Origin of the sequence: Colwellia sp. 20A7, assembly GCF_009832865.1 — a bacterium.
Classification (GTDB): Bacteria; Pseudomonadota; Gammaproteobacteria; order Enterobacterales; family Alteromonadaceae; genus Colwellia.
On sequence record NZ_CP047130.1, the window covers coordinates 2,406,542 to 2,420,722 of the forward strand.

At 37.4% G+C, this 14,181-nt stretch carries 12 protein-coding genes and 1 pseudogene; 7 read left to right on the top strand and 6 right to left on the bottom strand.

Features of this window, described 5'->3' with window-relative positions:
• Positions 1–58: 58 nt before the first annotated feature.
• From GQS55_RS10445 to GQS55_RS10455, 3 genes are all read right to left on the bottom strand, one after another.
• Positions 59–1,312, bottom strand: a complete 1,254-nt coding sequence (locus GQS55_RS10445) for an alkaline phosphatase family protein (protein WP_159820392.1) — start codon at positions 1,310–1,312, stop codon at positions 59–61.
• 50 nt (positions 1,313–1,362) lie between these two features.
• The gene (locus GQS55_RS10450) at positions 1,363–1,917 is read right to left on the bottom strand and encodes a phosphoribosyltransferase (RefSeq protein WP_442872144.1); all 555 of its coding nucleotides are present in this window, start codon (positions 1,915–1,917) and stop codon (positions 1,363–1,365) included.
• 372 nt (positions 1,918–2,289) lie between these two features.
• Positions 2,290–3,099: a sulfite exporter TauE/SafE family protein gene (locus GQS55_RS10455; RefSeq protein WP_159820396.1), complete on the bottom strand. Its 810-nt coding sequence runs from the start codon at positions 3,097–3,099 to the stop codon at positions 2,290–2,292.
• Positions 3,100–3,474: 375 nt separating this feature from the next.
• Between GQS55_RS10455 and GQS55_RS10460 the strand changes: the two genes are divergently transcribed.
• The 4 genes from GQS55_RS10460 to GQS55_RS10475 all read left to right on the top strand — a co-directional run bounded on the left by GQS55_RS10460 (position 3,475) and on the right by GQS55_RS10475 (position 7,430).
• Positions 3,475–4,455, top strand: coding sequence for a DUF1852 domain-containing protein (locus GQS55_RS10460; protein WP_159820398.1), 981 nt, complete (start codon positions 3,475–3,477; stop codon positions 4,453–4,455).
• A gap of 103 nt (positions 4,456–4,558) precedes the next feature.
• A complete protein-coding gene (locus tag GQS55_RS10465; protein ID WP_159820400.1) occupies positions 4,559–5,602 on the top strand; it encodes a methionine synthase in 1,044 nt (347 codons plus the stop codon).
• A 517-nt stretch (positions 5,603–6,119) separates the two neighbouring features.
• A complete protein-coding gene (locus GQS55_RS10470; protein WP_159820402.1) occupies positions 6,120–6,983 on the top strand; it encodes a hypothetical protein in 864 nt (287 codons plus the stop codon).
• A gap of 123 nt (positions 6,984–7,106) precedes the next feature.
• Positions 7,107–7,430, top strand: coding sequence for a hypothetical protein (locus GQS55_RS10475; protein ID WP_159820404.1), 324 nt, complete (start codon positions 7,107–7,109; stop codon positions 7,428–7,430).
• 468 nt (positions 7,431–7,898) lie between these two features.
• On the opposite strand, the gene GQS55_RS10480 is transcribed toward GQS55_RS10475, so the two are convergent.
• Entirely contained in the window at positions 7,899–9,053 is a 1,155-nt protein-coding gene (locus GQS55_RS10480; protein WP_159820015.1) for an IS110 family transposase, read from the bottom strand.
• A 127-nt stretch (positions 9,054–9,180) separates the two neighbouring features.
• Between GQS55_RS10480 and GQS55_RS10485 the strand changes: the two genes are divergently transcribed.
• Positions 9,181–9,435 carry a hypothetical protein gene (locus GQS55_RS10485; protein WP_159820406.1) on the top strand — a complete coding sequence of 85 codons (255 nt, stop codon included), beginning with the start codon at positions 9,181–9,183 and terminating at the stop codon, positions 9,433–9,435.
• A 29-nt stretch (positions 9,436–9,464) separates the two neighbouring features.
• Here GQS55_RS10485 and GQS55_RS10490 read toward each other — a convergent pair.
• Positions 9,465–10,420, bottom strand: a pseudogene (locus GQS55_RS10490) (IS110 family transposase).
• Positions 10,421–10,896: 476 nt separating this feature from the next.
• Between GQS55_RS10490 and GQS55_RS10495 the strand changes: the two are divergent.
• Together GQS55_RS10495 and GQS55_RS10500 are read left to right on the top strand one after the other, a co-directional pair.
• Complete coding sequence (locus GQS55_RS10495) at positions 10,897–11,367, top strand: DUF6795 domain-containing protein (RefSeq protein ID WP_159820408.1); 471 nt, start codon at positions 10,897–10,899, stop codon at positions 11,365–11,367.
• A gap of 59 nt (positions 11,368–11,426) precedes the next feature.
• A complete protein-coding gene (locus GQS55_RS10500; RefSeq protein WP_442872145.1) occupies positions 11,427–12,557 on the top strand; it encodes a lipase family protein in 1,131 nt (376 codons plus the stop codon).
• 445 nt (positions 12,558–13,002) lie between these two features.
• On the opposite strand, the gene GQS55_RS10505 is transcribed toward GQS55_RS10500, so the two are convergent.
• On the bottom strand, positions 13,003–14,157 hold the full coding sequence (locus GQS55_RS10505; protein ID WP_159820410.1) for an IS110 family transposase: 1,155 nt from the start codon (positions 14,155–14,157) through the stop codon (positions 13,003–13,005).
• Between the last annotated feature and the right edge of the window lie 24 nt (positions 14,158–14,181).

The following is a 14,181-nucleotide window of genomic DNA, read 5'->3' on the forward strand; positions in this document are numbered from 1 at the left end:
AAGACTAACATTACTAGATGAAATTGCTAGTAAAAATAACAAGCTATTAACCTTTAATTTATTTTTTAAAAATAAGTGGCGTTAACACTTCCTTATTACCATCAATGGTTGCCGTTTCTTTGAGGTTTAATAATTCACTCATAAAAGAAAAAATATGTATGTTTTCAAACGGTTCCACTTTAATTCCTTTTACTATATTAGACCCTGAAGCGATAAATATTCCGGATAAGCTTGCTTGATTTTTTGGATCATAACCATGAGTGCCAATAATTGTTAAATTATTGTTATAATTTTCTTTTACAAACGTTGCAGGCGGAAGAGCATCAAGAATAATGTCGGGCACAAGATCAATATCTTTAGCTAAATGCCAATGTTCAGGATAATTTCCTTTTGCATACAATTGATAAAGATTAGGCTTCTGCTGTGCTAATTTTAGTTTCAAGTTATCAATTACTTGTAACTGTTCAGCTGGTTGCTTTAATTTTAACGGGTTAAAATAGAGAAATAATTGGGTATCGTTACTCGCAACAATAATAGCGTCAGACTTAATAAGTTCAATAGTCTCTTGATCAAACACCATTGAAGGCTTTATCGCTTTATTATTGTCTACTTGTATCATGCCATGATCTGACACAATAATAAGATTTACCTCTTGGTCTATATCATTTGCTAATGTTGAAACGAACTCTCCAAGCAGCTTATCAATGTCAGCAATAGCCTTCGCAACTTGCTTCGACCTAGGGCCATAATGATGCCCTGCACTATCGACTGTTGAGAAGTAACTGGCAATAAAATGAGGTCGTTCTTTTGACGGTAGTTCTAACCACTTAATTATTTGTGCAAACCTAGCTTGGTTTGAATCTTTTTTATTAAACGGAATGTTGTATGTTGGTGTTTTTCCAATAACCTCTGATTCAGGCCAGAAATAAACAGCTGCTTTTATGTCTTGTTGCATCGCAACATACCAAAAAGGCTCAGCCGTTAACCACGCTGGGTTATTTTTACCTGCACCTTTAACATATTTTTTACCTAATGCTGAATTGTAAAAATTGTTATTATTAATACCATGATTTACAGGGTAAGATCCGGTAATTATTGACAGGTGATTGGGAAAAGTCTTACTCGGATATACAGGAAGCAGTTCAGCAACAGCACCAGACTGAGCTAAAGCGAGCAGGTTTGATGGCTTATGTTGTTCAAGGTATTCATATGAAAAGCCATCAATTGATAACAAAATTACAGTAGGCTTTTCAGATTTACCGTAAACTGAGCAGGAAAGTAGTAATGCTACTAAGCAAGAAAGAAAACGCATTCGGTTATTTCCTATGTAATTTAGTTATCAATTTAATTAACGAAAAAAGCCTAAAACAGGTCTTTAATATTCGCTAAGTCTGATTTGTTTTCAGCAATTTCTTCTGATGTTAAACCAGATAATTCATGCGGGAACACTAACCATTCATCAGATTCATAAACAAAGTAATCAGGTGTAATATCTACCTGTTTATTACTAGGCTTATACCAAGGACAAGCAACTCTCACGTCCGTTGGCATATTATTTCTCATTGTTAATTTTAATTTTGCAATAAGCGCTTTAATGCTTCGGCCTGAATCAAAAACATCATCGACGATTAACAATGCATCATCTGCATTGGCATTTTCAATAATATAATGTAAGCCGTGCACTGTAATATCTTTACTTTGCTTGTTAATACCGTAATAAGAAGACGTACGTACAGCAATGTGATCCGTTTCGATTTTTTTATAATCAAAATATTCTTGAACAGCGATACCAATTGGAGCACCACCACGCCAAATACCAACAATAAATTGTGGTCTAAAGCCATCTTCGTATACTTTTGCTGCTAATCGGAATGAATCTTCTAGTAACTCTTGTGCCGTAATGTATTTCTTATCCATCAATAATAACCCTAACTTTTAATTTCGGGTATTATAACGCGATTATTCCGGTTTGAAAATTATTTGTCTAATTAGTCAGGTTTTTATTTATCTCTTAATATTTGACGATTATCGTGTAATGGAAAATAATTTATACATACAGATTATTACATCGTTATTATTCGGTTATAACACGGTTATTACGTTGATTTTTTATACACAGTTTAAAAGCCTAACGGCACACATTTTTAGTGCCGTAACTTCTGCCACTATCGCGTTATAAATTCATTAAAGCTTTATATATATCAACTATGCATCAACGATAAGTGGCAAGTTGAAAATTTAACACCTAAATCTAAACCTACTATCTTGAGTCTATGTATTCAGTCTACATTACATAATCATATTTACAGCCATTACTAACAATAGCGCGGCAAAAATTTTCTTTATCGTCGAAACAGGTAAGTAATGCGTTGATTTTGCACCTAACGGAGCCGTAAACCAAGAAGTACAAACAATACCTAATAACGCCGGTAAATAAACGAATCCAGCAAAACCATCGGCTAAAGCAAAATGAACACTCCCTGAGCTGATATAACCGATTGAACCAAATAATGCGATAACAATGCCACAAGCAGAGGCACAGCCTATCGCTTTTTTCATATCAATAGAGAAAAACGTTAACAACGGCACTAACAGTGCACCACCACCAATACCTATCATGGCTGATAATGCACCTGTAATCGTAGTAAAAAAGGTTAACAAGCCTTTATTGGGCATTTGGCGTTCTGTCGTAGACTCAGCTTTAGTGCTGCTGTAAAACATCTTTATCGCAATAAGTACTACACTTACGGCAAACACGATACGAACAACTTGTTCCGGCAATAATGCAGCCATAAAGCCACTAATAAGCGCTCCAAGGGCTACACCTGTCATTATCCAAGGGGCTAAGTGCCATGGAACATTACCATTTTTATGATGAGCAATTGCTGATGAAGTCGATGTAAATAATATCGATGCCAAAGAAGTCGCTACCGCAACAATAACCACTTGTTCAGGTGGTATTATTTCAAAATGCAGTAAAAAAACACTCAATATCGGAACAATAACTAACCCACCGCCAATACCTAATAGTCCAGCTAAAAAACCAACAACACTGCCAAGCAACGCGCAATATATAATCAACAACAATAAATCATTCATTCAATTCACTTCTTAATATAATCAAAGGGTTATTTCGCTACATAAAATGTAGTTGTGTACACAATAAGCGAAATAATATAACTGACAACCCCTTACACATTCAATTATATACACCATGAATTTTTCTCATGGGGTATGTGAAATAAATGCGCTTTTAATCATGTACTAATCCACGTATAAATTACTCAGCGCTTAACACTAATGGATATTTCAGATGATTATTCATTAGCACATAAGGCACCAAACGCGACAGATTTTGAATACAACAGACCTTGAAAATTACTCACTGATAAAAATCAGAATGTAAATTGAAGAGTCTAGCACCAACACACATAAATTCAGGTTTTAAATTAGACAATTGGATACTAGATCACAATGAATAACGACTTTACATTTACTATTAAAAGCATTTGTCTCGATGAAGACTACCAACCATCAGACAATACCCGTATCACTACCAACTTTGCTAACTTAGCCAGAGGAAGCTATCGTCAAGCGAACTTACGTAACGCTTTAAAGATGATCGATAATAGCTTTAATGCGTTAGCGCATTGGGACAACCCTAAAGGTGATCGTTACTCTGTTGAACTTGAAATTATTTCCGTTAATGTTGATATTGAAGGCAGTGGTCAAACCTTCCCTTCAATTGAAGTATTGAAAACAAATATTGTTGATCATAAAACTAACAAACGCATTGAAGGCATTGTAGGAAATAACTTTTCTTCTTATGTTCGCGACTATGACTTTAGCGTATTACTGCAAGAGCATAATAAAAATCAAACCAAATTTAGTATTCCAGAAAATTTTGGGGTTTTACATGGTAAGTTATTTCAATCTTTCGTTAATTCAGCTGCCTACAACGATAACTTTAATAAAAAACCTGTGATCTGTATCAGTGTTTCTGATAATAAAACGTATCACCAAACTGAAAATCAGCATCCCGTATTAGGTGTTGAATACCAACCAAATGAAACATCATTAACTGAGCAATATTTCAAAAAAATGGGCTTACAAGTGCGTTACTTTATGCCGCCAAATAGTGTTGCGCCATTAGCTTTTTACTTCTTTGGTGACTTACTTAATGATTACACCAGCCTTGAGCTTATAAGCACTATCAGCACAATGGGTACTTTCCAAAAAATTTACCGACCTGAAATTTATAATGCAAATGCGGTTGCTGGAAAGTCGTATCAACCAAATTTGAATAACCTAGATCATTCATTAACGCAAATTATTTACGACCGAGAAGAACGTGGCCAGTTAGCTAATGATCAGGGAAAATTTGCTGAAGAGCACTTTATCAAACCTTATCAAACGGTGCTTGAACAATGGTCTGCTAACACCAACTTTGTTTAACAAATACCGTTAACCATTACGTTGATTGCATACGTTTAGCAAAAACTTAATAGCTAAGTTCAATACTTAGCTTAAATTACACAAATATAAGATATCATTTATTATGAAAGCCCTTTTTAACAAAAAAATATTACCTACTTCAACGGCAGGCAGCTTACCTAAACCAGCTTGGCTCGCAGAGCCTGAAACACTTTGGTCGCCTTGGAAATTAGAAGGTGACGAATTAGCCGAAGGCAAGCACGATGCATTACGTTTATCGTTATTAGATCAACAACAAGCAGGCATTGATATTGTTAGCGATGGTGAACAAACCCGCCAACATTTTGTTACTACCTTTATTGAACACCTTAATGGGGTTGATTTTGAGAAACGCAAAACGGTTAAAATTCGCGATCGCTATGACGCCAGTGTACCAACAGTGGTAGGCCCAGTTTCTCGTCAAAAGTCTGTTTTTGTTGAAGACGCTAAGTTTTTACGTAAGCAAACCAATCAACCAATTAAATGGGCGTTGCCAGGTCCTATGACCATGATAGACACCCTTTATGATGATCATTATAAAAGTCGTGAAAAACTTGCCTGGGAATTCGCCATTATTCTTAATCAAGAAGCCAAAGAATTAGAAGCGGCGGGTGTTGATATAATACAATTTGATGAACCTGCATTTAATGTGTTTTTTGATGAAGTTAATGCTTGGGGAATCGCCTGCTTAGAACGCGCCATTGAAGGACTTAAATGTGAAACAGCTGTGCATATTTGCTACGGCTACGGCATAAAAGCTAATACCGATTGGAAAAAAACCTTGGGATCTGAGTGGCGACAGTATGAAGAAGCTTTTCCTAAGCTGCAAAAATCTAAAATTGATATTATCTCACTCGAATGTCACAACTCTCATGTGCCAATGGATCTACTTGAACTTATTCGTGGTAAAAAGGTGATGGTAGGTGCAATTGATGTTGCTAGCCATACTATTGAAACACCAGAAGAAGTTGCCGACACCTTACGCAAAGCGTTGCAATTTGTAGACGCCGACAAGCTTTATCCTTGTACTAACTGTGGCATGGCTCCCCTACCTCACCACATCGCTAGCGGAAAATTGAATGCGTTAAGTGCAGGTGCAGAAATCATCCGTAAAGAGCTAACTGCTTAGCCTATTGCCCTACCCTTATTTATTAAATGGCAGCGGCTTCTGGCCGCTGGAAACTAAAGAACATAGTTATAAGTTCTATGTTCTATGTTCTATAACCTATTTTCTTGAAATTCTCTTTAGTAAGCTCAAAAGGCGCTAAATATCCTTCCTCAATAATGACATCAACTCAAAACTCTTAACCTATTAATCAATTTATTTTATCCTTAAAAGGTTATCTGCTTAGCGCTGTAAGTTAAGTAAAATTAACATATCACCAATAACTGTATATAAACACAGCTATCGGTAATTCCTCCTTTCTACAAGAAAGAAGGCAAAATGCCTTCTTTCACACATCAACCAGTCAAGTGGTATGTTTTTAACTAATTGATTTGCTGATAACAATCAAGTAATGTGAATATATTATAAAATTATGGACGATTAATACTCTCTTGTAGAAAGAAGGTATTTGACCTCATAATAAACTGTTATAAGCCCGTCATATCATGAGTCTGATTTAAACTTTGTCATAGGAAAATAGATGTTTGAAATTATCACAACAATTGCAAATGTAGGTGCATTGGCTGTTATTGGTTTTATTTATATTGCTTATATCAAAAATCTTCGCTCGATGAATGGTATCAAAGATACACAAATAAAAGTGGCAGAACAAAATATTAAACTATGGAAAGATAAAGCATTGGATTTGGAAAGAAAGTCTCCTGAATTTATCGAAAAGCAACTCAGTGAAAGAATTAAAATACGAGAAGAAGAAATTACCCGATTAGCTCACGACAGTGAAGAGCATTCTGAAAAGATCAGTACAAAAAATTCAGAAATAGAAAAGTTACAAGAGTCACTTAATAAAGCTCATGAATACCGTAAAAGTGTATTTGTTTACGACAGAGATGAAAGAGACTTCATTGAGATACCTCACTCGGAATTAGATTGCAAAACTGTTGGTTTAATTTGTGTCGATTCAGCAAGTTTAATGATTGGTGATCCTTGGTACAAAATGATGAATGAAGAACAAGAAAAAGAAGAATTTCCAGTTCAAAGTAGCATGTATAAAGTTGTCGAAACTGGAGAACTATTTTGTACTAATTTTGATGATCCCGTTTATGATATGGAGTTATTAGGTTTAGACCCTGAGCTTACCCCACAACAAATGCTATCTATGGGGTTAATTACTAAGGAACTCTACACGGGTGCATTACCAGCAATAAAAACCTCATACATCAACAAAACCGAGTGTGATTCAGAGTATAGAAAAATTCGTCACTCATCTTTTTTAAATGGTAGATTGGGCGCTGCTATTTCAGTCTCTCTTGAGGGGGATGGTGTCTATTCTGTATCTCTTGAGTCATATAAAGGCTCAATTCAAAGGATAATTATTGACGTGTAATGGGCTTATAACAAGTCACTTAAAAGGACAAAAAACAGTTGGCTTTTTGCTCCTTCGTCGCTTATTTTAGCCAACAATTTTTTGCCTCTTAGTGAGGCGTTATGTTTTTAGGAGAGTTCAGCAATGGAATTGAACAAATTTATTCAAATCATCGAAGGTGTTTCCGAGTCTCAAGCTTATGCAAAAGAAAAAGGCGCTATTATCAACCCATCATCAGTCTCTTTTTTCAAAGACGGTAAAGGAAATTCTCATGATGACGCTATGCCCCAAGATGTGCAATTTGATGTTGGCTTAACATCTATAATTTCTGACGGTTCAAATGAAGGTGTAGGTGTTTTCCTTGGAGCTATAAAACTTGGTAAAAACAACCAGGAGAGCACACAGACATCAGCAGTTACCAAGGTAAAATTTACAGTTCCATTGGTTCTACCTACGGATTCTGAGTAGTAAAAACATAACAAGAATTTCAAGAGGGACAAAATAAAGTTGGCTGTTTTGTTCACTCCGTTCACCTATTTTAGCCAACTCTATTTTGCCCCTTAAATGGGCGTTGGTATGACTCCCCACGTCAAGTTAAACCGTAAAACATCCTGCTTTTTTTCGAGCCATGATTTTTCTCTTTTCAAGTTGAGTGAGTTAACGCATAGAATGAAGCAAGTAATTTCGTCGGTTATCATGCTGATATTCGTGGATTATTAACCTATTGGCTAACAGCGCCTACCTTACTTTTTCCGTCGTGACACCTAATTTCAGTCTATGCTCGTGGTTCAATGGCCGTTAGGCTATTGCCATCCTAACGCCCTCGGTGGTTGTGCCACATCCGATGCTTGACTCCATGCGCTAACTCAAAACTTTTTCTCATTTAATCTTTTCTCTTTTTCATGTTGTTGTCTTTATTTACGACTCACTTTTTGATTATGCTGGTACCCTTGAAATACGCGTACTTGGGTCAACAGGCACTAATATTACTTCTCGTGATATCGCCCAAATATATGCGAGCATTTCACGGGCAATGGCAGCGACAACAATATTACGATGCTTACCGCGTTGCATCAGGCGTTTGTATCGTCGGCAAAGCCTTAGTTGGGCTTTCCAAGCAATATCAATAACGACCTTAGGCAGTGTTTCTTGCCGCTTTTGTAGCTCGGTTGACACGTTTGCGTTGTGCTTATAGGTTTGAGCCCCTTCAATTAATAATCGACGTGCTCGGCCATTACCACATTTAGTGATGCCGCCTAGCTTTCGATTATCCCCACTTGAGTTTTCTTTGGGAACTAATCCTAAGTAAGCCATTAGCTTTCTCGGGTGGTCAAAGCGTCTTAAATCACCTAACTCAGCAATGGTACCTACAGCGACTAAAAAACGAATACCTCGCATCGCTTGCAATGCTTGAACGACGGGATAATAGCGCCATAGTTTTGCTTGATGTGCTAATTCATTAACTAATCGTTCAACGCGCTTAATACGTTCGGTAATGGTTTGTATCATTTCTTGCAGCACAATTTGTTGGCTTGGATGCGGCAAAACTAACTCAGTTAGCCAACGTAAATGTTGATTTGACCAATTGTCATTCACTTTGCAGGTGATGTTGTTGCGCAGAAATAAACCTTTAAGTTGGAATTTAGCATCTTTTAAGTCTTTCATAGCGGTTTCTCTTGCCCTGGATAAATCACGTATTGCTTCGTCTTCAGGCTCGGGGACATAAATCGGGGTTAGCTCCTCGTCTTTAAGGAGTTTGGCCAACTTCATTGCATCACGTTTATCGGTTTTGACTTTATCTCCTGGTTTTTTAGGGATAAGCGATGGCGCAACGACATAACAGCAATGACCTAAACTTGTCAGTAGACGGTAAATCCAATAGCCACATGGACCTGCTTCATAAACAAAATGCAATGTCGCATTAGGGTATTTAGATTGATATTGCCGAGCAAGTTTAGTGATTGCTGCTTTGGTTGTTTTAATTTTTCCTTGATGAACAGTTTTTGCGCCACGTTGGTCTTCAATGTGTGCAACTTCAGTAGATACTTTATGGGTATCTAAGCCAATGAAAAGTATGTTATGTTTATTCATGCTAGCCTCTATTTTATATTGTTGATAAATATATTATGGCTCTGGTTTGTAAAACTAACCCACGAATTTAGAGGCTAGCACTTTGTGGGGAGTCATTATGTCTATGTTTTACAGAAAGGTTTCGAGTATGGCTGAAATATTAAAAGAACAAGTTAGGAATAGGAACGATGTAGCTTGGCTACGCACTCACGGAGTTGATTCAGAAGGTTCTGCTTTATGTTCTCACGTTATAAATCTTGACGCTGATAATATTGAAGAAGGTATTGGTCAAATTACTTGTCCCGATTGCATAGAGGTTATTAAAATTTGTCATAAAATTTCTGTTAATGACTTAGCTCCTGAGTATGAAAATACAATGCACTCAAAGCGTTTTAGCAAGTAAAACCTAACAAGAGACTATGGCGTCAATAGTTAATTTTGCACTTTTGGCGCTTCCCACATTACCCCATCTCTTAACATAGAATTTAAGATCACAATCATCTTTCTAATACAGGCTATAATGGCTACTTTCTTAGGTTTACCTGCAGCTAATAATCGCTGATATGTTGCCTTGAAAACAGGGTTAGATTGCATCGCTGACATCATTGCCATGTATAATACTGTCCTCACCTGAGGCCTGCCGCCTTGTATTTTTCGCTGGCCTTTATATCGCCCACTATCTCGATTCATTGGCGCTACTCCAATTAAAGCACTGGCCTGTTTGCTGTTAATATAACCTAACTCTGGCAGGTTGCTGATGATTGAGGCCGCGGCTATTTTGCCAATGCCTTTCATACTTTGTAATATCATATCTTTGGCTTGATATTCAGGGCAACTTTCGATGAGTTTTGCGATTTTATCTTCAACCTTGGTGATGAGGTTTTTAAAGAGTGTTAACACGGGTTTAATCGTCATAACGAGTTCTTTAGGCATGATTTGTAATCGATTTTTTCCATCGTTTGCAGAGTGAGTAATTGATTTCTACGTGAGACTAAATCACTCATGGCTTGCATTTTCTCTGGCTTTAGACGCGATAATTTTGGTTGTATGGCTTCGCTATAATGTGCAATCAACTGTGCATCTAACTTATCTGTTTTTGCACGTTGGCCAAGCGCTCCTGCAAACCTTTTAATATGGACAGGGTTAGCAATCGTAAACGGTAAGTTGGCTTTTGCACAAGCAAGGATAAAGGGCATTTCTAGCCGTCCTGTTGCTTCGATGACAATACGATTGGGGTTATATTTTTTGATTTTTTTTACCGCTTCTTTAATACCTTTATCATTGTTTTCTACGGTGAAGTAGATATCTAAAGGGCGGATATAAATGTCGAGTTGGTATTTACCTGTATCAACGCCAACGTTAATGTTTTGATTTGTTTTCATATTCATAATAAGCTAACTCTTACTTGCAAAATGCGGGTTCGAGACCCAGTAGACTATTCGAGTGTGGTGCTTGGAGTCCTTTGTCGCGTTCGTTCTTGTTATCGGTCTCTCAACAGAGGAGCCTTCATTCAATCGAACTACGACAAGGAAAGCTTAAGTTGCTGCTTAAGCCTGGGTCTCACATTACCCGAAAAGGGTTTAAAATAGTAATTTAGATGGGTGTATTATCCATACAAGAACTTCAAACGGAAAAAATACAGTTGGCTGTTTTCACTTCGTTCAACATTTTAGCCAACTATATTTTTCCGCTTAAGTAGGCGTTAGTTGCCTACGCATACTTTAACCTGTGCCCATAAATTGGCTTGTTGAATTTCTTATATCTGATACAGTTAATAAATAAAAGTAGATCATATTCATTAAATTAATTACTATCTAATCAAATTGTAATGGAAGTTATATTTTTTAACTGTAAGGAGGTTTATGTGTTTGGTTTTTTCAAGAAATATGATGCTCATTTATGCTCTGTGGTGTCAGGGAGAATATTAGATAATGGCGAGCCACTGGTGGGCGTTAAGGTTGAGCGCGAACTGATGTACATAGATGAAAAGAAAAGAATCGATAGTACCTTAACCGATAAGAATGGCTGTTTTACTTTACCTGTTGTTAATGTTCGATCTAAAGCACCCGGATGGGCGTTCTGTGAGCAATTTACTAAGCAGTTTATTTGGATTAATTTGAAAAGTAAATATCATGTTTTATGGAATGCCTCTTTATCCAGTGTAGAACCTATTTCAGCTTACGATAGAAAGCTATCTCAATTAAATGCCGACTTATCAAGCGAACAAGTAGCATTTACTTTTACAAATAAAGACTCTCCTCATGTCCCTCATTGTGCCCGTAGTATTTGTCGTTGGGACACTGATTTTGAAATATTACATATCATTGAAGATTAATTTAAAAATAAAAGGAATTTATAATATGCGTGATTTAACCCCTCAAATTGCAGTAATACTTGCTAATACTTGCTAATGCTGCTTATCAAATAAAAGATAAAGCTCCTAATGGAAGTTACGATACCCCTGCATTAGATTTGTTATCGAAAGATTTCGACTTTAATCTTTCCAATAATGTAGTGCAAGGCACAAGTGGCTCATTCATGGAACATATTTTTAAGCACAAAACGGGTTTTGCTGTCATAGGCACAGGTAAAAAAAGTGGTAATTATAATGGTCATACTGTTATCGCTTTACGTGGTACCGCGAATAAACGCGATGTCGTGACCGACATGCATTGTGGTTTAAGTACCAGTGCAAACAACTTACCTGCCCATGCAGGCTTTAACAAAACCTTTAATTCTATTAAGCCAGCACTTGAAGGGTACTTTACAAAAAACAGTTCAGGTCCCGTGCATTGTGTTGGACATAGCTTAGGAGGTGCATTAGCCCACTTAACCGCTAATTGGTTGCACAGCAAACAAAATGGTCGACCAATTAGTTTGTATACTTTTGGCGCACCTCGTGTTGGTTATGCCGGCTTTGCCGACAAAACGAGTAATAGCTTACATCGCGTTTTTCGCTGTACACATTCAGCAGACCCTATTCCTTTAGTTCCTTTTTGGCCTTTTGTTCATACCGAAGGAGAATATACATTAAATGCAGCACCTAACATCAATGCACAAGCGCATAGAATGGCAGGTAATAGTCCCGGATATATCAACACCGCCAGTAGTTTTAAAAGCTTTGCAGCTGTAAATAAACGAAGCGAACATTGGCATAAAGAGCAAGTACGCTTAGATTATGAAAAACGCCACCAAGCGAGTTTTACCTCAAAATGGGCACATCGATTAGGCGCAGCATTAATTACTTTATTAAAAGATACGGGTTTATTGTATGAAGTCCAACACATGATAACGGGTAGTTTAACCTTTTACGATAAAGTGGCTTTGTTGTTAACTAAGATAGCTCACATGCCAGGTAACTTTGCGGAGCAACAAAAAGGGATGTTAGGGCATATGTTAGTGTTTGCAGGTAAGCCAGGGGTTGTTATCACAGATTTGTCATATAAATTCATTCGTTGGGTTTTATCAGTCACTCTTGATAAAGTTGCTCAAGTTGCTGGTAGTGCAATTAGTCTGCTTAAATAAAGACACGCAAGGTATCTAAAATAATCAAAAGGCAACTAACAAGCAAATCAATAGGAATTTTACAGCTGGCTGTTTCGTTCCTCAACATTTTTATCCAGCTAGAAAATCCCATTATTTGGGCGTTGGTATGACTCCCCACGTCAAGTTAAATACACTGTTCCTTATTCACTAATTTAAGAATCCTTTATATTCACTTCTATGATTAAGTGAGTTAACGCATAGAATGAAGCAAGTAATTTCGTCGGTTATCATGCTGATATTCGTGGATTATTAACCTATTGGTTAACAGCGCCTACCTTACTCATTTCGTCGTGACACCTGTCTTCAGTCTATGTTCGTGGTTCAATAGCCGTTAGGCTATTGCCATCCTAACGCCGTCGGTGGTTGTGCCACACCCGATGCTTGATCCCATGCGCTAACTCAAAACTCTTCTCTATTAAAATATTCATGCAGGCATCCTTGCTAAACGTAACTTCACATCAATGACAGGCAAGACAACTTTTCGTGATATTGCCCAAATATAGGCTATCATTTCTCTGGCGATAGCCGTAACAACCACATTACGATGCTTACCTTTGTGCATTAACCGGTTATACCTGCGACATAGCCTTAATAGCGCTTGCCATGCCATATCTATGACCTCTTTACTTAATCCTTCTTGTCTTAATTGCATTTCTTTAGAAATATTGGCGTTGTGTTTATACGAATGTGCACCTTCGACCAGTAGTCGTCTTGCACGGCTGTTACCACATTTGGTAATAGCACCTAAGTGACGTTTACCGCCACTTGAATGTTCACTCGGCACAAGGCCAAGGTAACTCATTAATTTTCTAGGGTGGTCGAAACGTGTTAAATCGCCTAGCTCGGCAATAACACCTGTAGCCACTAACAATCTCACTCCTCGCATCGCTTGTACCGCTTTTACTACGGGATAATAGCGCCAGTTTTTTACTTGATGTGTTAGCTCATTATCCAACCGTTTTAAGCGTTTAAGTCGCTCGGTAATAGTCGATACAGCTTCTTGTAAAACAATTTGCTGGCATGGATGAGGTAAAACTAATTCAGCGAGCCAACGTAGGTGTTGTAAAGACCAGTTATCATTCACTTTGCTGGTGATATTATTACGCAGTAGGAGTGCTTTTAGTTGATATTTAGCATCTTTTAAATCTTTCATCGCGGTTTCTCGTGAGCGAGATAGGTCTCTTACTGCTTCATCTTCTGGCTCAGGTACATAAATAGGTGTTAATTCTTCTGTTTTGAGTAGTTTTGCTAATTTCAATGCATCACGTTTATCAGTCTTAATGCGCTCACCAGGTTTTTTGGGGATAAGCGAAGGGGCAATAACATAACAGCAGTGATGAAGACTGGTCAGTAAACGATAAATCCAATACCCACAAGGTCCTGCTTCATATACAAAATGCAGTGTTGCATCAGGATATTTAGACTGAAGTTGTCTAGCGAGTTTCTTAAACGCTGCTTTATTACTGAGAATTCTGCCTAGGTGGGCTGGTTTCGCCCCACGTTGGTCTTCTATATAAGCCACTTCGGTAAATGTTTTATGTGTATCTAAGCCAATGAAAAGTATGTTATGTTTTGACATGCTAGCCTCTGTTTTATATTGTTG

Coding starts and splice junctions, on each gene's coding strand:
- GQS55_RS10450 (WP_442872144.1), bottom strand. CDS start 1,917: ATGGATAAGAAATACATTACGGCACAAGAGTTACTAGAAGATTCATTC.
- GQS55_RS10445 (WP_159820392.1), bottom strand. CDS start 1,312: ATGCGTTTTCTTTCTTGCTTAGTAGCATTACTACTTTCCTGCTCAGTT.
- GQS55_RS10475 (WP_159820404.1), top strand. CDS start 7,107: ATGGAATTGAACAAATTTATTCAAATCATCGAAGGTGTTTCCGAGTCT.
- GQS55_RS10465 (WP_159820400.1), top strand. CDS start 4,559: ATGAAAGCCCTTTTTAACAAAAAAATATTACCTACTTCAACGGCAGGC.
- GQS55_RS10455 (WP_159820396.1), bottom strand. CDS start 3,099: ATGAATGATTTATTGTTGTTGATTATATATTGCGCGTTGCTTGGCAGT.
- GQS55_RS10460 (WP_159820398.1), top strand. CDS start 3,475: ATGAATAACGACTTTACATTTACTATTAAAAGCATTTGTCTCGATGAA.
- GQS55_RS10485 (WP_159820406.1), top strand. CDS start 9,181: ATGGCTGAAATATTAAAAGAACAAGTTAGGAATAGGAACGATGTAGCT.
- GQS55_RS10470 (WP_159820402.1), top strand. CDS start 6,120: ATGTTTGAAATTATCACAACAATTGCAAATGTAGGTGCATTGGCTGTT.
- GQS55_RS10505 (WP_159820410.1), bottom strand. CDS start 14,157: ATGTCAAAACATAACATACTTTTCATTGGCTTAGATACACATAAAACA.
- GQS55_RS10480 (WP_159820015.1), bottom strand. CDS start 9,053: ATGAATAAACATAACATACTTTTCATTGGCTTAGATACCCATAAAGTA.